General features: G+C 55.2%; 21 protein-coding genes. 14 read left to right on the forward strand and 7 right to left on the reverse strand.

Annotated features, from left to right (window positions below; translation table 11 throughout):
• Nucleotides 1-52 precede the first annotated feature (52 nt).
• The 12 genes from A3709_RS19255 to A3709_RS19310 all read left to right on the forward strand — a co-directional run bounded on the left by A3709_RS19255 (nucleotide 53) and on the right by A3709_RS19310 (nucleotide 13,702).
• On the forward strand, nucleotides 53-2,953 hold the full coding sequence (locus A3709_RS19255; RefSeq protein WP_066058394.1) for an SLBB domain-containing protein: 2,901 nt from the start codon (nucleotides 53-55) through the stop codon (nucleotides 2,951-2,953).
• A gap of 12 nt (nucleotides 2,954-2,965) precedes the next feature.
• Nucleotides 2,966-3,931 carry a chain-length determining protein gene (locus A3709_RS19260; protein ID WP_066058397.1) on the forward strand — a complete coding sequence of 322 codons (966 nt, stop codon included), beginning with the start codon at nucleotides 2,966-2,968 and terminating at the stop codon, nucleotides 3,929-3,931.
• Nucleotides 3,932-3,936: 5 nt separating this feature from the next.
• Nucleotides 3,937-5,505 carry a WecB/TagA/CpsF family glycosyltransferase gene (locus A3709_RS19265; RefSeq protein WP_066058400.1) on the forward strand — a complete coding sequence of 523 codons (1,569 nt, stop codon included), beginning with the start codon at nucleotides 3,937-3,939 and terminating at the stop codon, nucleotides 5,503-5,505.
• A complete protein-coding gene (locus tag A3709_RS19270; RefSeq protein ID WP_231871248.1) occupies nucleotides 5,498-6,538 on the forward strand; it encodes a glycosyltransferase family 2 protein in 1,041 nt (346 codons plus the stop codon). Before A3709_RS19265 ends, A3709_RS19270 begins: the two co-directional genes overlap by 8 nt.
• On the forward strand, nucleotides 6,535-7,881 hold the full coding sequence (locus tag A3709_RS19275) for a hypothetical protein (RefSeq protein ID WP_066058405.1): 1,347 nt from the start codon (nucleotides 6,535-6,537) through the stop codon (nucleotides 7,879-7,881). Before A3709_RS19270 ends, A3709_RS19275 begins: the two co-directional genes overlap by 4 nt.
• Nucleotides 7,878-8,273: a response regulator gene (locus A3709_RS19280; protein ID WP_066058408.1), complete on the forward strand. Its 396-nt coding sequence runs from the start codon at nucleotides 7,878-7,880 to the stop codon at nucleotides 8,271-8,273. The genes A3709_RS19275 and A3709_RS19280 overlap by 4 nt, the downstream gene beginning before the upstream one ends.
• Nucleotides 8,274-8,297: 24 nt before the next feature.
• Complete coding sequence (locus tag A3709_RS19285) at nucleotides 8,298-8,690, forward strand: sigma 54-interacting transcriptional regulator (RefSeq protein ID WP_066058411.1); 393 nt, start codon at nucleotides 8,298-8,300, stop codon at nucleotides 8,688-8,690.
• Nucleotides 8,691-8,751: 61 nt separating this feature from the next.
• The gene (locus A3709_RS19290) at nucleotides 8,752-10,185 is read left to right on the forward strand and encodes a sigma-54 dependent transcriptional regulator (protein ID WP_066058413.1); all 1,434 of its coding nucleotides are present in this window, start codon (nucleotides 8,752-8,754) and stop codon (nucleotides 10,183-10,185) included.
• Between the two features lie 28 nt (nucleotides 10,186-10,213).
• Nucleotides 10,214-10,762 carry a heme NO-binding domain-containing protein gene (locus A3709_RS19295; protein ID WP_066058415.1) on the forward strand — a complete coding sequence of 183 codons (549 nt, stop codon included), beginning with the start codon at nucleotides 10,214-10,216 and terminating at the stop codon, nucleotides 10,760-10,762.
• Nucleotides 10,759-12,780 carry an ATP-binding protein gene (locus A3709_RS19300; RefSeq protein ID WP_066058417.1) on the forward strand — a complete coding sequence of 674 codons (2,022 nt, stop codon included), beginning with the start codon at nucleotides 10,759-10,761 and terminating at the stop codon, nucleotides 12,778-12,780. The genes A3709_RS19295 and A3709_RS19300 overlap by 4 nt, the downstream gene beginning before the upstream one ends.
• Nucleotides 12,781-12,987: 207 nt before the next feature.
• Nucleotides 12,988-13,218: a hypothetical protein gene (locus A3709_RS19305; RefSeq protein WP_066058419.1), complete on the forward strand. Its 231-nt coding sequence runs from the start codon at nucleotides 12,988-12,990 to the stop codon at nucleotides 13,216-13,218.
• 235 nt (nucleotides 13,219-13,453) lie between these two features.
• Nucleotides 13,454-13,702, forward strand: a complete 249-nt coding sequence (locus A3709_RS19310; protein ID WP_156507856.1) for a hypothetical protein — start codon at nucleotides 13,454-13,456, stop codon at nucleotides 13,700-13,702.
• Here A3709_RS19310 and A3709_RS19315 read toward each other — a convergent pair.
• The 5 genes from A3709_RS19315 to A3709_RS19335 form a co-directional block, all read right to left on the reverse strand.
• The gene (locus tag A3709_RS19315) at nucleotides 13,699-15,549 is read right to left on the reverse strand and encodes a DUF885 family protein (RefSeq protein WP_231871249.1); all 1,851 of its coding nucleotides are present in this window, start codon (nucleotides 15,547-15,549) and stop codon (nucleotides 13,699-13,701) included. The genes A3709_RS19310 and A3709_RS19315 overlap by 4 nt on opposite strands.
• 88 nt (nucleotides 15,550-15,637) lie before the next feature.
• Entirely contained in the window at nucleotides 15,638-15,895 is a 258-nt protein-coding gene (locus A3709_RS19320) for a hypothetical protein (RefSeq protein WP_066058426.1), read from the reverse strand.
• 195 nt (nucleotides 15,896-16,090) lie between these two features.
• A complete protein-coding gene (locus A3709_RS19325; protein ID WP_197484295.1) occupies nucleotides 16,091-17,041 on the reverse strand; it encodes a hypothetical protein in 951 nt (316 codons plus the stop codon).
• Between the two features lie 165 nt (nucleotides 17,042-17,206).
• Nucleotides 17,207-18,739, reverse strand: a complete 1,533-nt coding sequence (locus A3709_RS19330; protein WP_066058431.1) for an acyl-CoA carboxylase subunit beta — start codon at nucleotides 18,737-18,739, stop codon at nucleotides 17,207-17,209.
• On the reverse strand, nucleotides 18,736-19,203 hold the full coding sequence (locus A3709_RS19335; protein WP_066058688.1) for an EVE domain-containing protein: 468 nt from the start codon (nucleotides 19,201-19,203) through the stop codon (nucleotides 18,736-18,738). The genes A3709_RS19330 and A3709_RS19335 overlap by 4 nt, the downstream gene beginning before the upstream one ends.
• Nucleotides 19,204-19,342: 139 nt before the next feature.
• Here A3709_RS19335 and A3709_RS19340 point away from each other — a divergent pair, with 139 nt between their 5' ends.
• Nucleotides 19,343-20,701 carry a cytochrome P450 gene (locus A3709_RS19340; protein WP_066058435.1) on the forward strand — a complete coding sequence of 453 codons (1,359 nt, stop codon included), beginning with the start codon at nucleotides 19,343-19,345 and terminating at the stop codon, nucleotides 20,699-20,701.
• A 102-nt stretch (nucleotides 20,702-20,803) separates the two neighbouring features.
• A complete protein-coding gene (locus A3709_RS19345) occupies nucleotides 20,804-21,517 on the forward strand; it encodes a YebC/PmpR family DNA-binding transcriptional regulator (protein WP_066058438.1) in 714 nt (237 codons plus the stop codon).
• On the opposite strand, the gene A3709_RS19350 is transcribed toward A3709_RS19345, so the two are convergent.
• Both A3709_RS19350 and A3709_RS19355 read right to left on the reverse strand, forming a co-directional pair.
• Entirely contained in the window at nucleotides 21,514-22,050 is a 537-nt protein-coding gene (locus tag A3709_RS19350) for a DUF3833 domain-containing protein (RefSeq protein ID WP_066058443.1), read from the reverse strand. The two genes, A3709_RS19345 and A3709_RS19350, sit on opposite strands and share 4 nt — an antisense overlap.
• A 116-nt stretch (nucleotides 22,051-22,166) precedes the next feature.
• On the reverse strand, nucleotides 22,167-22,607 hold the full coding sequence (locus tag A3709_RS19355) for a hypothetical protein (protein ID WP_066058446.1): 441 nt from the start codon (nucleotides 22,605-22,607) through the stop codon (nucleotides 22,167-22,169).
• Nucleotides 22,608-22,613 lie beyond the last annotated feature (6 nt).

Raw genomic sequence — 22,613 nt, forward strand, 5'->3', positions numbered from 1 at the left:
TGGCTCTAAAATTGCCGATACAGAGGTATTGATCGCAATATCGGTGTTGCTCATGCAAGCCCTAATCGCAAAATGCATCTGCGAAACGTTTTTCGTCATTTCGGTGTTCATGCTTGTTGCTGTCGCCACCTCCGAGGCGAAAGACAACTATGTCCCCTTCGTAGAATCGTTGCAGACGACTCAACTACGCGCCGCGGCTGACGCAGCACCCAAGGGGCAGGACGACCCTATCGTCATTGGCATATCCGCTGAGGTGCCATCGAGCCTTGCGGTCGAGCCGGAGGAATCGCAGTACGAGGCACTTGCTGATGAGAAAGCGGGTCCTCTGACGTTGGAAGAAACGCAGAACGATCAGGTTCTCGATAATGACCTAAGCCTGTTTGGTTACGACGTGTTCTCTAATGTGCGGACTTCGTCGGAGCCGGTTGCGGGGATACCGGTGCCGCCCTCCTATCGTATTGGGCCTGGCGACTCGCTGATCGTACAGCTCTATGGCAAAAGAAACCTAGAGTACACCCTCTCGGTGACCCGGGAGGGGGACATTCTGGTGCCAGAGTACGGTCCTATCAAAGTTGCGGGGCTGACTTTTGATGAAGTTGAGGTATTGCTGAGTGAGGGTTTCGAGCGGCGAGTGATAGGAACTCGCGCCGTGGTCACGATGGGCGAGTTGCGGACTATACAAATCCGCCTGGCAGGGGACGTAATGCAGCCCGGTATCTACACGATTGGTGGCCTTTCGACACTCATCGACGCATTGCTGACCACCGGAGGGGTTCGGTCCAGTGGTTCATTACGCAATATTCAACTAATGCGAAACGGCAAACGGATTGTAACGCTGGATCTCTACGACCTGCTCCTTCGCGGTAAGAGCGGGGGGGATCAGTACCTTGCACATAACGATACTATTTTTGTCCCGCCAATTGGTCCTATTGTGTACGTGGGCGGTGAAGTGCAACGGCCGGCTATCTACGAGCTGCGTGGTGAACAGCAACTTGGGCAGATTCTTGACATGGCGGGCGGATTGTTGCCAACCGCTTCGCTGGCTGACTCTCATATCGAGAGGATTCGCAAAGGCGGTTTCCGCACACTGGTTGACTTCGCTGAAATTGGTGGCGACGTTGAAATTCGCGCTACAGCGGTTCGTAATGGCGATTTCCTGAGAATACTGCCTCTGGAAGATCAGTTACACGATGTGGTGCTCCTTACAGGTCAGGTGGAACGCCCTGGCGGATATCAGTTCCGTACCGGCATGCGCATTACAGATCTAATCCCCAGTGCCGAGGCATTGTTGCCCGGGGCAGATGTGGATTTCGTGCTCATTCGCCGAGAAGATCCTGCAACATTGCGCACGGAGGTTCTTTACAGCAATTTAATGGCCGCGCTCTCACAACCTGGTGGATCTGCTGACCATTTACTGCAAGCGCGCGATGAACTGATGGTATTCAGCCTAGCACAGTCTCGTAAGCAGGCGCTGGCGGATGTTGTTGCTGACATGAAACTACAAGCAACAGACTACCGGCCGGCGCGGCTGGTGGAAACACGTGGTGCGGTCCGTTTCCCCGGTGTTTTACCACTGCAGGAATCAGCCCGCTTGCTTGATGTGCTGGCGATGAACGGCGGCGAGCTTGTGGGTGCCGATCAATTTTACGGGGTGATTGCGCGCACGCAGTATCCCAGTCGGCGTATTCAAATCGTCCCGTTCAGTATTGCCGCAGCCAGAACGCAACCTCAAGGCGAGGACAATCCCACGCTATCCCACGGCGATCGGGTTTACGTATTTGATGAGCAGGCAACGCGAGAGAAAGTTCTTACTGAAGAGCTCCAGCGTTTGAGAGAGCAGGCCAGCTTTGTTGAGCAGGAGCGTCTGGTGACTGTGCTTGGTGAGGTGCGCTATGACGGCGTTTATCCCCTGGTAGAGCAGATGCGCGCCAGCGATTTGCTCTGTGCTGCAGACGGTCTTAGTCGTAAAGCCTATGGTGTCACTGCAGAGCTATCGCGGATTACTCATACGATGAAGGGCGAAAGTTCTGTAGAGCACATTCCGCTCGACAGTGTTGTCTTGTTGCAGATCTGTGACTTGGCTAGACGTGTCGCTCTCGGTGAGGGGTCGCCGTCTGAATATGTCGCTGTTTATGCTGATGATCTGCATAACCCCCTGTTGCAGCGCATGGACCAATTGTCGTTCAGCGAGAAAATGGGTTGGGTCGAGCAGGCAACAGTGACACTCAGTGGTGAAGTCATGCGCCCCGGTGTATACGCCATCGATCGTGGCGAAACGCTGTGCGAGGTACTGGACAGGGCAGGTGGCGTGAGTGAGGAAGCTTACATTTTTGGGGCGGTCTTTACCCGAAATTCCATTCGCGATATGCAACAACAGACCATTGACGAACTCCACGCTCAACTTGATGACCTCATGGTCGAACTATCGCTGTCTCACTCTTTCAACAATCGCGAGAAATCCTCACACGAATGGGCAGGGAAGCAGGACTACCTGCGTGCCATTCAGCAGCTGCAGAAAGCAGAGGCGAATGGCCGCATGGTCATTGATCTGGAGAACGTTATGACCTGTAAGAGTCGTTACGACTTGGTACTGGAAGATGGGGATGGCCTGCACATACCGGTTGAACCGGATTATGTTCAGGTCGCGGGGCAGGTCTATGTTCCCACCTCTCATCTTTACCGTGGAGATAGGAAGATCCGTGATTACATAGAACTTAGTGGTGGTCACACCATTCTCGGGCAGATCAAGCACGCCTATGTCATTCAGGCTAACGGTGAGGTTCTGAATGTGAAAGGCAGCCGCACATCTTCACGCATTGCGCGTAAAACTGTCAGCCCAGGGGCGCGAATTTATGTGCCGCTCAATGTCGATCGTATGAATGGCACCGAGAAGGCACAGACCTGGGTACAGACTTTGGTGAACTCGGCCATCCTTGCTGGCCTGGTGCTTTAGGGAGAGCGGAGCGTGGACGTCAATCAATCGCACATAGCCCAGCAGACCGCTGCTATGGATATGGATCTGATGCCCTACCTAATGGCATTGCTTAATGCCCGGTGGCTGATTTTTGCGTCAATGCTCGTGTTTGCCGTGTTAACGGCATGGTGGGTGAAAGGCAAACCCTACCTGTATGAGTCCACAGCACGGGTCAGCGTGGTTCTCATCGATGATCCCGGCGGTGTGTCGCCGGATGATCGACGTGCCTCACAGGTACTCACTCTGGTCGAGCATGGCTTCGTATTGGGCACCAAGCATGACAATTACGAACACGTGATTCAAGCTAGATTGGGTTCTCGCGAATTCACGGAGCGGTTTCTCGAACAGTACAACGTTTACAAGGAATTCTATCCCAACCAATGGTTAGAAGAAGACGACCATTGGCGAGAAGGTTTCATTCCCGATCGGGGTGAGGTGCTCACTACCTTCGGGGAGGAGGTGAGGCGGATTGTTCTCGATGAGGAAACACAGATTCTATCGATCAGCATGGTCTGGCCTGATGCGGCGGTAGCGCGTGATTGGGCCAATCAGTATGTGTACACATTCAACGAGTATATGCGTGGCCGAACATTGGCTGAGGTTCAACGCAAACAAGAGTTTCTTGAGGGAGAGTTGGGTCGTTCTGAAGTTGTAGAAATTCAGCAGTCGCTATTTCGTTTGATTGAGGCGCAGACGGCCATCGCAATGTTGGCCAACGCGCGTGAAGAATACGTATTGGAGGTCATCGACCCCGCAGCGCTGCCGTTTCGAAGTTTCAATATGTCGCGCAAAAAACGGGTTGTGATTGGAGCCATCGCGGGTGCGATGCTGGCGACATTTGGCGTGCTTGCATGGGTATTGCTAGGGAGGATGTTGCGAACATTGCTCGAATACCGTGCGGCCCACAAAGATAAACCCGATGTCACCTCGGAAAGTGATACCTCACTGGGAGCGTGAACCGAATGACTTACATGATTCATAGACTCGAGCGAGACTGCGTAACACCGCTTGGCATCCCCGTGGATAACCTCAGTCTTGAGCAGACCGTGAGCCGCATTATTGAATTGGCCAAGCTGCGCGATGGTCGTGCACGCCTTGTGTCTACGCTGAATGTGGACTTTCTAGTCAACGCGCTGGGCACCCGGTTCTCGCGTGCGAGACATCCTGAACTTTTGGATGTGTTGCGCCACTCCGATCTGGTCACGGCCGACGGGTTTCCTGTGGTCTGGCTCAGCCGCCTGGTGGGCCGCCCGGTGAAGCAGCGAGTCTGTGGGTCGGACCTGGTGCCCGCGCTAGCGCCACTGGCGCGCGATAACAAGCTCTCCATTTTCCTGCTCGGAGGTGGCTCGGGCGTTGCGAAAAAGGCGGCAAAGCGGCTTGAAGAGACTAACCCTGGGTTGAAAATCGCAGGCATCGCTGCGCCATACGTTTATACAGCTGGTCCCGAGCTCGCCAACTGTTACGCCGACGACGAGGCGGTTGTCGATCAGATCAACCGATCAGGGGCAGACATCTTGTTACTGGGCCTGGGTAACCCTAAGCAGGAGTTGTGGTTCAACCGAAATCGGCAGCGTTTGCAGGTGCCGGTGTCGATAGGGGTAGGAGGCACTTTCGAATTCATTATCGGTAAGGTGCGTAGAGCGCCTGCCTGGGTGCGACGACTGAACCTTGAGTGGGTATATCGCATTTTGCAGGATCCAGTAAGGCTGTGGCGACGTTACGCCCACGGCTTGATAAAACTGGCAGCACTGAGTCTGCCGCTGGCCATAGCCAGGTTGTCTGAACTGGCTGACTTTATGGTGCATACGCTGCCTAGTGCAGAGCAGGTGCGCTGGTACCGACTTTGGTCGAACCGTGATCAGTCCCTGGCCGTATTACGACTGCCCACGTTGGTTGGCTACGCCTACCTACGTGCAGTGGTGGATAGCTTGCGAGATGACGAAAGCGTCAACACCCTGCATTTGCTTGATTTCAGTGCCGTGCGCCGGGTTGAACTCAAGGCCCACCAGCTCCTGCTCACCCTCGGCGAAATGCAGCAGCACAAACAATTTGATGTGCAATGCCTAGGTATTTCACCGCGTCTGCGCCGCGATCTTTCTGTCACGCGTGCGATGGATGCTGTTCAGGGGCAGCACGTTGGTACTCTCGAAGTCATTGGTACCGATGAAGGGAGAACGTTCAGTTGCCGAAGTTATGCACTACATGATGGCGTGATAACGTTTATTGGCGGCGAGGTCAGTGCCAGTGATTTTGCAGCTACGGGATTCATTGAATCTCTCGGACACGCTAGTCGCGATCGCGATTGTTATATCGATTTGCGCGGCGTCACGCTGCTGCACAGTTCCGCGATAGTCGCCCTAAGCCCATTTTTCCAGCGCGATCCGGAGTCCCAGGGTGGTTTTGTGTTTAGCGGAATTAATGCTCATGTGAGGCAGATGTTCGTCATGGCTGGACTGGGCATGCCGGATACTCCGCTGACCGACCAGCAGCTCCTTAACATGCTCTGCGGTGAGGTGCCTCAGCGTGGATAAGCGGGCGTATGTCGTGCTGCTTAACTGGCGAGGCTGGCAGGACACGATTGCCTGCCTGGAAACTATGTTTGCCAGTGAGGGCGTTCCTATGTGTGCCGTTGTTTGTGACAACGCATCGGGAGACGGCAGCCTTGACCATATCGCAGCCTGGGCAGAAGGTACGCTTGCCAGTGTGATACCAAGCGAACCTCGATTGGCGGGCTTGTTTGGTAAGCAGACCAAGCGGCCGCAGACAGTGCGCATTGATCGCAAGCAATCGCTGTCCACGAGCGTCTCTGCGTCTACTGATCTAGTGCTAGTTGATAACGGCGCCAACCTGGGTTTCGCAGCAGGCAATAATGTGGGGCTCAGGCTGGCACTCGCGCAGCCCGATATGGATTGTGTCTGGTTACTGAACAACGACACTTTGGTGGAACCAGATTGTCTGTTAAGGATGCGCAATCGGCTCGCGCGGGAGCAAGACCGCGCCGTTTGCGGATCGGTCATTCACTTTTTTGACCAGCCCGACATCATTCAGGCTGTGGGCGGGAATCGCTTCAATGCCTATACAGGAGTAGCTGCCTGTTCAGAGGGGCGCTTTTTGCCCGAAGGGGAACTACCCAGTACCGATTTTACAGTGAAAAAGCTCGACTACCTGAGTGGTTGTTCGATGCTTATCCCCCGCGCTGCCCTGGAGCAGGTCGGTTTGCTTGGCGAACACTACTTTCTATACTACGAGGAAATCGATTGGTTCACCCGCAACGCCAACCGCTTTCCGATGGTAATAGCCGAGGGTGCGCGACTATACCACCGCGAAGGTAGTTCTATTGGATCGTCCGGCTGGCAGCGCAGTGCATCGGCGTTTGCTGATGGTCACATGTATCGCAGCCGTTTGATTTTCATGCGTAAGCACTACCCGCTTAGGCTGCCATTCTGTTATCTCGTGGCGGCGCTGCAATTGGTGCGCAAGCTATTCCATGGTGAATATGCCAACGTCCGCACAGTGCTTGCGGTGATAGTGGGCGCGGCCAAGCTTAAGGCGCCCGTATCATGAGTACATTGGCTAAGCACGCAACCTCTGTCACGCCTATAAGCCTGCCGCTGAATCTGCGCTTTATCATTATGTTGCTGGTGTTCATCGCGATATTTGCCGGCTTTCAGGGAGGTCGCTACTACTTTGCCAATCGCCTGCAGGAATTGGGAATAGCAGCCTCGCTAGGACTCTATCTGCTGGGTGCCTGGCGTGGCCTGTTCATGCTTCCGGCTGCGGACTGGTACCGCTGGGTCATGGCGCCCGCGCTTCTTATTGTCGGCATTATGGTAGTGAGCGCACTGGTGTTTAACATTAACTACGCCGGCAATCCTGTCTATAGCTTTTTCTCAGCCAGAGAGTTCCTGTTAGGTTTTCTCGGCCCTGGAATTTATCTTCTTTGTCGTTGTGGCATGGCAACACGGGATGTTCATAGCGTGGTGTGGGTAGCGCTGGTGGCGCTCATGCTCAACTATCTTTTTTTCTATGCCACGATGGATTTACGTGAGGTATTTTTTTCCAGCGATCACACCAAGAGTAACCTGGTGACCTACGATGAGTGGCGTGGTTTTCGTCTTAAGCCGCCGCTGTTTGCCATTATGGTAGCACTGCTGGCGGGACTGGCATTAATAGCACAGGCCAGAAGCAAGGTGTCTGTTCTGGGCGCAATTTTAGTTATCGCCCTCGGCGGATATATTTGGAGTATCGTGCTGTACCGCGCCACACTGGCGACCATGGCGCTGTCAGTAATTCTTTATCCTATTTTTCTGGCTAGTCGCTCGCGTGTGCAATTGATTCTTGTCGCAGCGCCGCTCGCCTTGCTAGCTGCGCCAGTCATGGGTCACCTGGCCCTCAATTACTTTCTAAGTGCAGATGGCGGCACGATTCGCGCCAAGGCTTTTGCCTCTGCACTAGAGCTTATTCTGAGGCATCCTTTGCTGGGCGCCGGCGAAGACAGTGCCTATGGTCTCTCTTATCAGGACATCGTCGCATTCTACTTTTACCCCTCCGACCTTGGGCTTGTGGGCACCGGCTACAAGTATGGTTTGATCGGCGTCTCCCTGTATCTATTTATGCACTGCAAGATATGGCTTGCGCTATGGCGGGCCAATATCTTCCACAGGGAGCGAGAGGGGGCGATACAACCACTGATCTGGGCAATGCTTATGTTCATGACGGCCCAGACATTCAATCTCATGCTCAATCCCGGGCTGGCATACGCACAGGGAATTACCCTGGGTTCGCTTGCTCTGGCACTTGCAAGTCTGGAGGTGGTGCACCGCCCACTTACCATTGGACTAGACGAGCGTTCTTCGATAGTTGGTAGCGCTGTCAATGAGCGCCCATTAGGGAGTAACCTCTCATGACACAGGCACTTATGTTCTTAATGATTGAACACAGTGTTCCCCGCGCTGAGGTTTACAAAATCTACCTACCTGACGAGCAGTGTCAGGTGGTCGCGGTCGATTCTGTGGGAAGGGCTCGAGCCACTCACAGGGCGTTTCCGCCGGTGACAGTTTTTCTGGATACTCAGCTCCCCGAGGTTAGCGGCTTGGATTTCGTAAGCGAAACTCGCGCCATTGAGAATCCCGTCCAGCTCATCGTGATGACCGCGCACGGTACATCAGAAATGGCCTCAGAAGCGATCCAGGAGCGGGCGTTCGATTTCTTCAGCAAGCCGTTTGATGCTGCGCGTTCGCGGGTCGCGTTGGAAAATACTGCATTAAAGAAACGACTGTGCAGGCCGATAATAGAGTAGCCGTCGCGAGAGCGGAATGGTTACGTGATTTTCATCGCTCGGTCGGCGGCGATGCAGTCTGTGGATAAGACTATCGACTCGCTAGCTTACAGTGATGCGATCGGGTTTGTTGTCGGAGAGAGCGGCACAGGTAAAGAGCTCGCAGCTGAATCCGCTCACCAGCACAGGAAACGCTGCGGCAATGCCTTTATTTCGATTAGCTGTAGCACGATTCCCTGTGAACTGATAACGAGTGAGTTGGTCGGCTATATCAAAGTCGCATTTACAGGTGCCAGCAGTAACCGAGAGGGCGTTGCCAATGTTGCCAATGGCGGCACATTTTTTCTTTGCAAAATTTGCGAAATTTGCGAAATTTGCGAAATTTGCGAAATGAGTCTCGAACTACAAAAGATGCTGTTGCGTTTTCCAGCAGTGTAGATGAGCATTCTTCAATCGTTGGTTGCGCTGTCAACGAGCGCCCAGTAAGGAGTAACGTCCCATGACAAAGGCACTTAGACTATTAATGATTGAAGACAGTGCTTCCCTCGCTGAGGTATATAAAGCCTACCTACCTGACGAGCAGTATCAGGTGGTCGCGGTTGATTCGCTGGGAAGGGCTCATGCTACATACGGTGCGTTCCAACCGGACATTGTACTTCTTGATATTCAGCTCCCAGACGGTAATGGAATGGATTTTCTGGCCGAGATTCAGGCCATGAAGAATCCCGCGCAGGTCATCGTCATGACGGCGCACGGTACGTCCGAAATGGCCGTAGAAGCGATTCAGATGGGCGCGTTTGACTTCCTAACCAAGCCGTTTGACGCTGCTCGGTTACGCGTCACTCTGGACAATGCTGCATCTCAATTGCGCCTTGGCAAGCAAGTCAGAGATTTAACACTACGTGAGCGCGATGGCTATGGGGATTTCATCGGTAAGTCGACGGCGATGCAGTCTGTGTACAGGACGATTGACTCGCTCGCTGCTAGCGATGCGACCGGGTTCATCGTGGGTGAAAGTGGGACAGGAAAAGAGCTGGCTGCCGAAGCTGTCCACCAGCATAGTGAACGCCGTGATAAAGCCTTTATCGCGATAAACTGCGGCGCCATCCCCGGCGAGCTCATGGAGAGTGAATTGTTTGGCCATCTAAAGGGGGCGTTCACGGGTGCCAGTAGTAACCGTGAGGGTGCCGCCAGCGTCGCCAACGGAGGCACGCTGTTTCTAGACGAAATCTGCGAAATGAGCCTTGATCTACAAAAGAAACTTCTGCGCTTTATTCAGACAGGTACGTTTCGCAAGGTCGGTAGCAATGAGCTCGAAAAAGTTGATGTGCGGTTTGTCTGTGCGACTAACCGCGATCCCATCCTCGAAGTGCGCGAAGGGCGCTTTCGAGAGGACCTTTTCTATAGACTGCATGTGGTGCCCGTCAGACTACCCCCATTGCGCGAGCGGGACGATGATGTGTTATTGATTGCCCGGTGTTTTCTATCGGTTTTTAGTGAGCGGGAGAACAAGGTTTTCCGCGGTTTCAGTGAAAAGGCGGAAGAGGCCATTCGCCACTATGCATGGCCAGGCAATGTTCGCCAGCTACAAAATGCCATGCATCAATTGGTGGTGCTTAACAATGGCGATCGGGTTGAGCACTCAATGCTCCCCCACGAGGTAACTTCAGGTCAGCTGGAGGTCGAATCCAGTGTATTGTCCGCAGTCGCGATAAAGCCAAGAGCGAATGCCAGCGCTTCAGATAATCTACATGAGGCCGATCATGTTGCACGTAGAGAACAAATAGAGCCACTGTGGTTAACAGAAAAAAATGCGATTGAGTCGGCCATTGATGTATGCAGCGGCAATATCAATCAGGCGGCAGGGCTGCTTGAAGTCTCACCTTCAACGATTTATCGAAAACTTCAGGGTTGGAAGAAGATTCGAGCTTGATGGGCCTTTTTGAACGGGAGTGAAGATCATGTATGGACTTATCAACAAGGCGCTACAGAGTATGATCCTCCAGCAGTTTGGTGAGCAGGAGTGGAGCAAAGTGTTGGAGCATTCGGGCATGCCGGAGGATTCCTTCCTGACCATGCGCCACTATGACGACGAGGTCACCTATAAGCTCGTGGGTGCGGCGTCAGAGGTACTGGGAGCGCCGATAGCGAAATGCCTTGAGATGTTTGGCGAGTACTGGGTGCTGGAGACGGCCTCCAAATCCTACGGCACCCTAATGGATGCCTCGGGAGATACCATGGTGGAATTTTTGTCCAACATGAATTCGTTGCATGACCGAATCACAGGCACTTTTCTCGACTACGTGCCGCCTGAGTTCATGGTGGAAGATCTTGAGCCACCTCGCTACCGAATTCACTACATGAGTAAGCGGGAAGGCCTTGTCCCCTTCGTTGATGGATTGTTGAAGGGCCTCGCCATACGCTTTGATGCCGATCTCGAAATTCACAGCCGCACTGATCAACCGACTGAGCAGGGTACCCACGCAGTGTATGAGGTGAGTGTTAGTTGACTATCCTTAGCGACATCAAGGGGGAACATCATCTGCAATCCCTGTTGGATTTGTTCTCTGTGGTGATGGTGTTGGATCGTCGTCTGGACATTATCTTTGCCAGTGACACCCTCCTGCGCCATATGCCCAGCCTGACTTCGCAGCCACGCCTGGAAGACGTTTTTCAACTTGTGCGTCCTAGAGATTTACGGCATTTCGACGAATTTCTACGGAGGCTCGATACATTATATTTGCTGACGTCCCGTGATCAGAAGTTCGCTATCAGGGGGCAATTAATTCACGAGCCAGACCCTTTTCAAGAGTGCTTGGTATTCTGCGGCGCGCCCTGGTTGTACTGGATGAACGCGAATTGTGAAGACAAGAAGTTGGGTTTGAGTGACTTTTCACACCAGGACGTACAGCTCGATCAGCTGCTCTACATGGCTTCGGATGCGAGTATGGTGGCGGATTTGGAGCGCTTGAATGGAGAGCTGAGCCAGGCCAAGGAAAAACTTGAATCCGCCCAAGCGGCGCGCAATGCGTTTTTTTCGCAAATGAGTCACGAAATGCGCACACCGCTAAACGGTATTATCAGCGCGATGTCACTTATGCAGAAAGAAGTGCTTCCACCACGTGCAGCAGATTTATTGGAACTGGCTAATAAATCCTCCGATCATATGCTGGAAACCATTAATTACGTCCTGGATATCGCCAAGCTTGAAGCCGCAGAGGCGGGCTCGGGCCCTGTAGAGTTTAATCTCTCAGAGGCGCTGGAGTCTGTCATTGACATCGTCCGACCGCGTGCACTGGAGAAAAAGCTGGATCTTCGTCTAGATTTTAACGACACCATCCCCCTCTTTTTCTGGGGCGATGTGGAATCGCTACGCCAGGTCATACTCAACTTCCTGATTAATGCGATCAAGTTTACCGAGACGGGTGAGATTCGTATTGATGTTGACCGAGGGCGATCTGAGGGAATGACACTGCGTCTGGAGGTTACTGACACTGGTATTGGTATCCCGCTGGAAGCACAACCGACAATATTCGAACCATTTGACACCGGTAAGGACGCCAATTCTTCGGCAATGGAGGTTGGCAGTGGTTTGGGTCTGGATATTGCCCGACGCAGTGTATCGGCGATGGGTGGAGATATTGGACTGATCTCTAGCGAAGGGACGGGGTCACGCTTCTGGATAGAACTACCGTTGGAAGCTGTCGAGGCGCCGCTAGAGAAAGAGGATGAAGTTTTCATTGTCGATACCCAATTCACGGGCCGTCTGTTGCTGGTTGACGACAATGAAACCAACCTGATGCTCATGAGTATGATTCTCCAGGATCAAGGGCTGACGATCACCACGGCAGTTTCTGGTGAGGATGCAGTCGCGCTGGTTGAAAGCGAGCCATTTGATCTCGTACTCATGGACATCAGCATGCCCGGGATGGATGGATATGAGGCCACGCGCCGTATTCGCGCCATACGGGATTCGGATGCATTGCCCGTCATAGCATTGTCTGCCTATACAGGCGACAAGGAGCGCAAGGCGAGTAAAGATAGCGGTATGAACGGCTATCTGGTTAAACCGTTGGAAGAGCATGCGCTGGTAAAGGTACTAGCCCAGTATATACCGCAGGAGTGCTCGGAAGCGGCCGATCAAGCGGAGTCGGATAATACGCCAGATGCAGAGGCGTCGCCATCGCTGGCAGATGTGCATACAGTCGAGGCACTGCGGCAGCAGATTGGCGACGACAATCTGGTCAGTGTTATTGAAAAATTTCGCGCTGAAGTAGAACGGCGCTGGCCTGCGCTGCAGGCGGCTGGTTGCAGCAAAGACCTGGAGCGCGAGGCACACACGCTGGCGAGCAACTGCGGTAGTTTTGGTCTGCCCACGGTGGCTGCGCGGCTTCGCGACGTTGAAAGCCACGCAAGAGCGGGTGGTAGTCTGGTCGATCTGGTCGATCTGGTCGACCTGGCGGTGACGGAGCGCGAACTGCAGGCCGGCGTGTCCCAACTCTGTGAGATGGTGCGTAAACCGCGATAATCCCGTATACGTCCTTCGATGTGCTGATTGGCCTGCTTGGTTGATACTTAGCGAGTACCGGGCGCAGCCGCGCCATGAGCCGGTTCCCGTTTGCACTCGCCGCCCACAACATGCTCCGACCCGTCGCGGATTTTCTAGGCAGTCCGCACTGGAAGGCAGTGAGCAATAGCTTGCGTTTTTCTATGCACCGTTGGTATACCTAGCGACATGCAGAGTTACTCTGCGACAATTTCTGCTTTCGGCGCGTGCATTTTTGGTATCTCTCCGCTTGCAGTAGCGCTGTTGCTCAGTGTGGCTGGCCCCGGCATATTGCCGCCATTGCTTGGCGTGCTGATGATTGCCGATGTGTTCGCCAGCTTTAGTCAGATGGCGCAAGTCAAACGCATTATTGACCGCACGCATTCTGTTGTAGAGCCCGAGGGCCTGCGCTGGCTGTAGCGGGTCCTCTACGACTTTTCCTGCTGATTATCTGGGAGATGCTTCGGGCGGCGCTGGGCGCGGATGCCGCCCTCGGTTTCTCGGCGCAGCTGACCCCAACGATTGACTGGATATTTCGGTGTCAGGCGATGGTGCACGTAGCGGCTACTGGTTGCAGCAGCGTGATGGGTGGCGTTTCGTAACGCATCAGTGGCCCGGTAGCAGGCATGACGGTCAAGCCGGTATGCCTATCACTATGGATCTGAATAACAGCATCGTCCTTGAAGTGGTATTCGCCAGCATTGATAAGAATTCGGTATCACTTTGGGCGCGCTTTGAGCGGCAAAAGCGGGTGAGAGGTGGTTTGTTGGCTGTGATGGCAGAAGGTCTGCGCGACCCTGATTGTAAGTCGGGGGCGAGCCTATTTGTCCCCCTTCCTGGTATGGTCAATGGCTGCGAGTTCCACTGGCGGCTGAGACCGAATTCTTACGTGATGCGCAACTAGTCGCCTTGACTTGCCGTTATCAAGGCGTCGATCTTCTGCTCTAGGATAGACAGTGGTACTGGGCCGTCTTTAAGCACTTCATCGTGGAATGCGCGGATGTCGAAATCCTCACCCATGGCAGTGCGCGCCTTCTCGCGCAGTTCGACAATCTTGAGTTTGCCGATCATATAGGCCGTGGCCTGCCCGGGCATGGCTATATAGCGTTCAATGGCTTTTCGGGCATCACCGGCGGGGTTGGGAGTGTTTTCGATCAGGTAGTCAATAGCCTGTTGGCGTGTCCACTGTTTGCTGTGAATGCCAGTATCCACCACCAGCCGCGCGGCGCGCCAGAGTTCCATGGCCAGGCGGCCGAAGTCTGAGTAGGGGTCTTCATAAAATCCCATCTCCTTTGGCAGCAGCTCGCTGTAAAGGCCCCAGCCTTCGGTGAACGCTGTAAAGGTGGTGTGCTTCTGGAATTCAGGGACGCCCTCCAGTTCCACGGAGATGGCCAGCTGCATGTGGTGACCGGGGATGCCCTCGTGGTAGGCCAGGGCCTCCATTTGATACTTGGGCATCTGGCTCATGTCATACAGGTTGGCGTAGTAAATTCCCGGGCGGCTTCCGTCGGCCGGTGGCCGTTGGTAAAACGCTTTACCGGCAGAGCGTTCACGGAACGCTTCAACTCGTTTAACCTTCAGCGGTGCCTGGGGGAAGAGTCCAAACTGTTCCGGCAGGCGTGTACGCATGACATCGATCATACGGGTAGCCTCGGCCATGTAGTCTTCTCTGCCCTCGTCGGTGTTGGGGTAGTAGAACTGGGCGTCACTGCGCATGAACTCGAAGAAGGCGGCCAGGTCGCCATCGAATTCAACTGTCTGCATGATGGCGCGCATTTCACCGTGGATTCGATCCACCTCGTTCAAACCAATGTTATGTACCTCGTCGGCACTGAGTTCAGTGGTGGTGAACCAGCGCAGGCGTTCGGCGTAGAAGGCGTCGCCATCGGGAAACTTCCAGACGCCGTCTTTGGCGGGCGCCAACGGGGCCTGGTGTTCAAGTTCAGCGATCAGGCGTTGATAGGCCGGTGCCAGTGAACTTAGCAGCGCGGCTCTACCGAGTTCGAGCAATTCGGCCCGTTCTTCCGCGGGTAGATCGATGGCAGTCAACTTGGCCTGGAAGTCGGCCCAGATGGTTGAGTCCTCACCATCGTCAAAGGGCGCGCCGCTGATCACGTTGCCGGCAGCTTCAATCATCTGCGGGTAGGCCCAATCTGCCAGGAACATGTCTTTCTTCTCGCGGATGCGTAGTTGCTCGATGACCTCATCGAACCAGCGACCGGTGTCCTCGATTCTGCTGATATAGTCGTGGGCGTCCTCGGCATTGGCCACGGTATGCACATTGATCAGGTTACTGGCTACCTGAGTATGTGGCCCGCGATACTGATGAATCACGTACTTGTGATGGCGAAATTCATCTGATGCGCTGCGACGTTCCAGATCGCTGCGGAATAACTGCTTGGACAATCTGAGATTTTCAGACAGCGCCGCGGTATCAATGTCATCGAGTGCAGCGAGGCGCTCTTCACGCAGCGCCTGACTCTCAGACAGGTGTGCCTCCGAAACGGAGTTCCACTTGCCATTGTCGGTGGGTTGGCCACGATAACTGGCCGTATAGGGGGCCCGGACCAGATCCTGGGCGTAGCTGTATTCCAGCAGTTGCTCAAAGCGCGTACTGGCATCCGGAAGCGTAGCTTCGGCTGCAGCCTGGGGCGGTGGTGTGGGGGCGGCGGGCGCCGGTGTATTGCTGTTCTCGCTGCAGGCAGTAAGGGCTGCCAGCGACATGAGAACCAGGTTGCGGAGTAGAGTCACGGTCACCTCAGATTGAAAGTGGTGCATCGGAGATGATGCTGTGACAGTGCATAATGAAGGATTGTGCCGTGGGTTTCCAGTTGCCCAATCAACACTCCTGTCGCTGGCGAATCTGCTCCATCAGGTACTCATTGCTGATCTCCGCCCCTTCGGGCTTGGCGCTCAGGTATTCGTCCACATCTACCAGCAGCTGTCGGGAATCCTTGACTGCGGTGCAACGTTCCTGAGATTGTGCCAGAGACGTGGCCCGCAGCAGGTGCGCAGGCGATTTGCCGAGATGGGTTCTCAGTGCACCTTCCTCTAGGCTGGTGGCGCCGATAATCTCGTTATCGGCCAGGCCCTCCACGGCGTGTTATGCACACCATCCAACATTGAGTCTCACATCCTGGCTCAGTATGCGGTCACGGTTGCTAGTCGTACAGAGCAGGTTTTGGAGCGCCAATATACAAGCTCGCCGGAACGCCATGTTGTTCATGCCGCCAGCGCTTTCCTGGTATCGCAGTTGCGTCGCTTGTTCCTGTAGAGGCCGAACCGATTGACGCTAGAGCGCCACCGCTATTTCGAGGTCTGCGTTGTCGGCTGCCAATTGCCGGGTACCTGCCTGATATTGATCCAATGGCGCGTCCCGCAATTGGGTCGCCAGAAAACTGTTGATCAACGCCTTACTGAGCGCGTGCTGACGGGGAATGCTCATGGTGGCAACCTCAGGCACGTCGAAGGTGCAGGGTGGAGAGTCGGTATAGTCACCGACGCCGCTATCGGGTTGCCGTCTGGCCAGCTCGCTGTGAAAAGTAATATCCGCCGGATCCTGGTCGAAAGTGCTGCCAAAAAAGGTGCAGAACATTGCGTCCGGGTTGAATCCCAGCCACGGGAAATCAGCAAAGCCCATGTGTGTGCCCCCGACCAGTTTTGCCAACACCCTAGGCGCTGAGGACCGCGCATGGCTGCGCGCACTGGTGGCGGGATAGTCAACCAGCATGTCCTTGTCACCGTGAATGATGAGTAGCGGCAGATCGCGGTGCGCGTAAAAAGGGGGATAAAAAATATCGCCTGCACCGGGGGCGAGGCCGACGGCTGCGGTGAGGCGCGGCTCCATTAGTTCAGGATCGTAGCCGGCGAGGTAGGTGGTTAGCCCGCCCAGTGACCGTCCGATTAGCGCAATGCGTTGTGCATCTATTTTACCTGCCAGGTCGGCGGGAGCGCCTGGTACATCACCCAGGGCTAAATCAATGGCGCGACTGACGTCGGCGGGTTGGTTAATAACATCGTTCAATTGTAGATGATCGCTGCTCAGGTCGGCATTGGTGCCTGGGAAGCGCGGTGCCGCGACAACATAGCCCTGGCTCGCGAGGTGATTGGTGAGCCAGGTGGAATCCTCGGGGTCGCCGTCAAAGCCATGTGCGTAGACCACCAGGGGAGACTCGTCGGCCAGGGCCTCGGGGTGCCAGAACACGACTTCGAGATGTCTGTTGCGTTTAGTATCGTACAACATCACCGATAGTGGCCCTATCACTTTGTGTGGGCCTGGTGGTGTGGTGTCATTGGCGCAACCTACAGCTAGCAGCGCAATAAAGGATAAAATCGTTAAAAACAGCATATTTTTCCCCCTAAAGTTGTTGCGTTATGTCGAAGCTCAGCTCCTTCTCTGTGGCCGGGTCTAGGCCAGTGCGCGCATAATCGTTCGGCGGCTGTCAGCCGGATCGAATACGCCATCTATCTCAATTGTAGCAGCCGATTCGGTCGCTTTCCCTTTCTGGTAGAGAGCCTCGACCAGTTCATTGAACATCGCCTCGCGTTGCTGGAGTGTTTCCTGGGCCTTCAGTTCCCTGCGAAATCCAAGTTTGACCGCACCTTCAAGTCCCATCGGTCCGGTCTCGCCGGTAGGCCAGGCGCCGGTGTAGGTGGGGATGTGAAATCCGCCACCGGCCATAGCCATAGCGCCGAGCCCATACGCTTTGCGCAATACCAGGCACACGAGGGGTACCTGTAGGCGCGCTCCGGCACCGAACATGGCGCCCATACGTATGGGGGCACCGGCAACTTCACTGGCGGGGCCCACCATAAATCCGGGAGTGTCACACAGCGAGACCATAGGGAGCTGCCACTTATTACACAGCGCCAGAAAACGCGTGGCCTTGTCGGCCGCCTCGCTGTCAATGGCACCGCCGAGCACTTTGCAATCGTTGGCCAGAAGGCCAAGCGGGCGGCCTTCTATGCGCATAAAACCGGTGATGATGGCACCGCCGAAACCTCGGGTCAGTTCGGTGAAACTATCGGTGTCCGCAACCGTCTCGATAATGTTGCGAACATCGTAGGCAAAGCGCCGATCCGCCGGCATGGCCGTGCGCAGCCGCGTCTGGTCAGCGCATTGCCACGACTGGCTCATACCCTGGGCGTAGCTGAGAATGCGCTGGGCGAGTGCCGTGGCCTGTGCTTCGTCATCAACGACAACATCGACAACGCCATTATCTTCGTGAACCTCGCTGGGGCCAATTTCTTTTGGGGCATAGCTCCCCAGGCCGCCACCTTCAATCATGGCTGGGCCGGCCATGCCTATCCAGGAGTTGCGTGTGGCGATGCGCACGTCGGCGCAACCGAACAGGGCCGCGTTACCGGCAAAACAGTAGCCGTTATTCACTGCAATGGTAGGTACCTCGTCACACAGCCTCGCCCACTCGACAAACGAACTCACGTTGAGGCCACCGCTGGTGGTGGTGATGTCGGTATCGCCGGGGCGTCCGCCGCCACCTTCGGTATACATGACAGTCGGCAAGCTACGCTCCCTGGCAAGTCCGATAATGCGGTCGAGCTTCATGTGGTGGTAGTAGCCCTGGGTGCCCGCCAGCACGGTGTAGTCATTGATGATGACTGCCGCTCGTGCCGATGCTTCTCCCACGCCTTGTGCGTTGATCGTGGCGAGGCCGGTGATGACGCCATCGGCCGGTGTATTGGTGCGCAGGTCGCCCAGATCGCGGCGGCCACGTTGGGCAGCCACTGCCAGCTGTCCATATTCAACAAAGGACCCTTCGTCCACCAGATCGTGCAGGTTTTCTCTGGCAGTGCGATAGCCTTTGGCGTGTCGGCCGGCGACGGCGTCCGGCCGATTAGCGTCTTCGGTGAAGGCCAACTGCGCGTTCAGTTCCTCGAGAGGTTCCAGGGTGCCATCGCCCGGGCGTTGGGTATTACTCATACATCGGTCTCACTGGTGGTGATAATGGTGGCCCACTCCGGGGGCGTTACTGGTTGAATGGACAGGCGCCCCTGCTTTAACAGCATCATATTCTCCAGCCCCGGCATGGCTTTGATGTCTGCCAGGGTAACAAGGCGTTGAAACTTGCGTTGGAACACCACGTCGACCCGATACCAGCGTACGTTATCGGGTGCTGCCTTGGCATCGAAGTACTTGTGAGCCGGGTTGAACTGGTCGGGGTCCGGATAGGCGGCACGCACGACGGTGGCGGTTCCTGCCACACCAATATGCTTGCAACTCGAGTGATAGATAAAAACTTCATCCCCCTCGGCGACAGCGTCGCGCAGCAGGTTGCGCGCTTGATAATTGCGGATGCCATCCCAGGGCTCGGGGGTTTCACCCAGGGCCTGTAAATCGTCGATACTGAATTCATCCGGCTCTGTTTTAAACAGCCAGTAGGCCATGATGGTTACTCGCGTAATGGTTTGGCTACAGGTTGACAAAAGGTCTCCAAGCGCAGTTAGATGATTGATCTACCGTTGCTGGGGCACGCGTAGAGCAATAGACTATCAACAATTCGATTGCTGCTGGAAGATAATCATAATGGAATTCTCAGTGCCGGATTATGCGCAACGTCCGGACAATAAGCGCCTAAGTCACATTCCCGGAAGTTTTGGTACGCCCCTGCTGGGGGATACGTTCGCCTTCGTCATGGATCCCTACAAGGTACTGCACAAGCATTATCAGCAGTACGGTGACGTGTTCAAGGCCAGCCTGACGTTCCAGAAAATGGTGGTGGCGCTGGGCCCGGAGTATGTCCAGCAGATGACCCTGGACAGCAGTCGTAGCTTTTCGACGCGCATGGGTTACGACGGCCCTATGGGTGATTTCTTCGCCGGCGGCTTGTTGATGAAGGATTTCGACGAGCACAAGTTTCATCGACGCATTATGCAGACCGCGTTCAAGATCGACGCCATGCGATCTTATGTGGACCTGATGCAACCGATTATTGAGGCGCAGATCAGCCAGTGGGGCAAGTGCGACGATTTTCAGTTCTATCCCAATGTAAAGACATTGCTGCTGGATGTGGGCGCCAAGGTGTTTCTGGGTCTGGATATGGAGGGGGCTGAGACGCGGGCCCTGAATCAGTCTTTTCTTGATATGAACGAGGGCCCCATGGCGTTGATCCGCAAGGATTGGCCGGGTCTCAAGTATCGCAAGGGGATGAACGGTCGACGCGCCCTGGAACGTTTTTTCGTTGACCTGGTGCCGCAGCGGCGTGGTGTCAGTGGTAGCGACATGGCCACGTATTTTGCCAACGAGCGATCAGAGCAGGGCGAGTACTACTCTGAACAGGTTGTCGGTGAACACCTTATTTTCCTGCTGCTGGCCGCACATGACACAACTACCAGTGCCCTGAGCATGGCGAGTTATTACCTGGCCAACGATATCGCCTGGCAGGATCGTTTGTATGAGGAGCTAAAGTGCTTGGATAAGCCAGCCTTGGAGTATGATGATCTCGGTACAGCGGTGCCTGACCTCGATCATTGCTTCAAGGAAACGTTGCGACTGAATCCGCCCGTACCCATGTTTATGCGTCGCACCGTGAAAGAAGTGGAAGTGGGCGGCCATACGCTGGCGCCGGATACCATGGTGCAGGTGTCGCCACTGTATGTGCAGCGCATGGAGGCATGGTGGCGCGACCCTCACCGCTTTGATCCCGATCGATTCGCCCGCGAAGAGCACAAGCAGCACTCCTTTCTGTGGGCGCCCTTCGGCGGCGGTGCGCACAAGTGCATTGGCCTGCATTTTGCGGACATGCTCTTCAAATGCACGCTGGCCCAATTGGTGATGCGATACCGTATCCGTTTTGCCAAAACTGACCAGTTCCCGGGGAAAATTCAGCACTTCCCCTTTGCCAAGCCGATGGACAACCTTCCCCTGGTGCTGGAACCCCGCTAGGTACCGGGCGCCACCCGGGGCGGTCTGCAGCGCCAGCCCCTGTGTTTGTTTTTATCGCGGGGCTCTCCTTGTATAATCTGCCCTTTTTCAGGAGCCAAACCCATGGGCAGAGCCTACCAGAACCGCAAGGAATCCATGGCCAAGACGTCGGACCAGAAGGCCCGTGTCTACAGTAAGCATGCGCGCGTGATCTATGTCACCGCGAAACAGGGCGGTATTGATCCCGATGGTAACCTGGCACTGCGCAGCGCCATCGATCGCGCCAAACGCGACCAGGTGCCCGCACACGTCATCGACAAAGCGATCGACAAAGCCAAAGGTGGCTCGGGCGAAGACTTTGCACCCGCCCGTTACGAGGGTTTTGGCCCCGGCGGTTGTATGGTGATTGTCGACTGTCTAACCGACAACCCTAATCGCACTATTGGCGATGTCCGGGTGTGCTTCACCAAGACCAAGGCCAAACTGGGCACCCCCGGCAGTGTCAGCCATTCCTTTGATCACAGCGCTATCTTTGTGTTCCCCGGCAACGACGAGGAAGCAGCGTTAGAGGCGTTGATGATGGCCGATGTTGAGGTAGAAGATATTGAGTGTGAAGACGGCAAGATCACTGTCTTTGCGCCTCACACCGAGTTTGCCAAGGTGCGCCAGGCGCTCACCGAGGCGTTTGAGGGCATAGAATTTGAAGTGGAAGAGATTCAGTTCGTGCCCAAAGAAACCGCATCGATTCCCGCTGACGATGAACCGATGTTTGAAAAATTTCTCGATATGCTCAACGATGTAGAAGACGTGCAGAAGGTGTACCACAACGCCGGCTAAGCGCCGCCGGGCACCCGTTGTATTACCAGTAGAATCTCACCCACACGCACCCCGAATTTGCGCATTTTCGATTCATTGATGAGCAGATCCGGGGTGAGCAGGTACATGCGGTCGTCCACTCTCACATCAATGGTGTCGCCGCGATAGGGCACCTGTAGCGTGTAGTCCAGGAAGACACTGTTACCGGCCTGGGTGAGCAGGCCCTCGCCAGTGACGTCACCCGCAGTGCCAGTATAGCTGCCATCACCGCGGGGTGTCAGTGTCCAGATCCGGTTCTGTTGCTCGCCGTCGTCGAAGACAAAGTCTTCGTCCAGGGTGCCGATGCCATCCCGCCATTGGGCGTCGATGTCGGCGCTGAACGTGCGGATGACCTTGCCACTGCGGTTTTTCACCACGCCATGGGCGGTCAAGCTACCCTGGAAGAACTCTTCTACCTTAAAGGTCGGCTTAAATGTGCGGTAGTCAGAGACACTGACCGAGCTACATGCGCCCAGTGACAAGACCAGGATGACGAGTGTGATAAAGCGGGGCATACGTATCTCCTTTTGGACGTGTACGTTTAGCCTGGCGGATTCGATCAGTGCTCCGCCTCTGTGAGGTTCCAGGTTTTACCCGTGGCGGGCCGATTCAGGCCGGCCGGCATTAATGCCTACTCCCAGTTCAGCCGAGTGAGCTTCCAGGTGCCGTCGAAGTTCTGCCATTGGCCGCTGACCTGATACAGACGGGCCGAGTCCGGAATCAGTCCGCGCCCCCCGGCGAGTGCAACCGTTGCTGAAGACGTAGCCAATGCCTCCTCGTAGGGGTCGAGTTCGACGTTCACCTGTGACACCAGTACGTCGACATTGCGATAGCGAAGGAAATACACACCGAGCAGCCGTTTGGCGTCTTCGCGGGTCAAATCCCCTCGATTCTGTTTGCCACCGATAAAGGATGCAGAGAGGTGTTCCAGGAAATCGCCCGGACTGCGCTCGGACAATGCGTCCTCCATGGCAATAATATTGGCCCTGATCTGTGACTCCGGCCCGACTGGCTCAGAACAGCCCGTCAGTAGGGTCACAAAAATCATCAGGCAGTAGATACATTGCTTCATCGCAAT

Origin of the sequence: Halioglobus sp. HI00S01, assembly GCF_001635445.1 — a bacterium.
Taxonomy (GTDB): domain Bacteria; phylum Pseudomonadota; class Gammaproteobacteria; order Pseudomonadales; family Halieaceae; genus Halioglobus; species Halioglobus japonicus.

Coding starts and splice junctions, on each gene's coding strand:
- A3709_RS19255 (WP_066058394.1), top strand. CDS start 53: ATGCAAGCCCTAATCGCAAAATGCATCTGCGAAACGTTTTTCGTCATT.
- A3709_RS19265 (WP_066058400.1), top strand. CDS start 3,937: ATGACTTACATGATTCATAGACTCGAGCGAGACTGCGTAACACCGCTT.
- A3709_RS19275 (WP_066058405.1), top strand. CDS start 6,535: ATGAGTACATTGGCTAAGCACGCAACCTCTGTCACGCCTATAAGCCTG.
- A3709_RS19280 (WP_066058408.1), top strand. CDS start 7,878: ATGACACAGGCACTTATGTTCTTAATGATTGAACACAGTGTTCCCCGC.
- A3709_RS19290 (WP_066058413.1), top strand. CDS start 8,752: ATGACAAAGGCACTTAGACTATTAATGATTGAAGACAGTGCTTCCCTC.
- A3709_RS19295 (WP_066058415.1), top strand. CDS start 10,214: ATGTATGGACTTATCAACAAGGCGCTACAGAGTATGATCCTCCAGCAG.
- A3709_RS19305 (WP_066058419.1), top strand. CDS start 12,988: ATGCAGAGTTACTCTGCGACAATTTCTGCTTTCGGCGCGTGCATTTTT.
- A3709_RS19310 (WP_156507856.1), top strand. CDS start 13,454: ATGGATCTGAATAACAGCATCGTCCTTGAAGTGGTATTCGCCAGCATT.
- A3709_RS19325 (WP_197484295.1), bottom strand. CDS start 17,041: ATGTTGTACGATACTAAACGCAACAGACATCTCGAAGTCGTGTTCTGG.
- A3709_RS19330 (WP_066058431.1), bottom strand. CDS start 18,739: ATGAGTAATACCCAACGCCCGGGCGATGGCACCCTGGAACCTCTCGAG.
- A3709_RS19335 (WP_066058688.1), bottom strand. CDS start 19,203: ATGGCCTACTGGCTGTTTAAAACAGAGCCGGATGAATTCAGTATCGAC.
- A3709_RS19340 (WP_066058435.1), top strand. CDS start 19,343: ATGGAATTCTCAGTGCCGGATTATGCGCAACGTCCGGACAATAAGCGC.
- A3709_RS19345 (WP_066058438.1), top strand. CDS start 20,804: ATGGGCAGAGCCTACCAGAACCGCAAGGAATCCATGGCCAAGACGTCG.
- A3709_RS19350 (WP_066058443.1), bottom strand. CDS start 22,050: ATGCCCCGCTTTATCACACTCGTCATCCTGGTCTTGTCACTGGGCGCA.
- A3709_RS19355 (WP_066058446.1), bottom strand. CDS start 22,607: ATGAAGCAATGTATCTACTGCCTGATGATTTTTGTGACCCTACTGACG.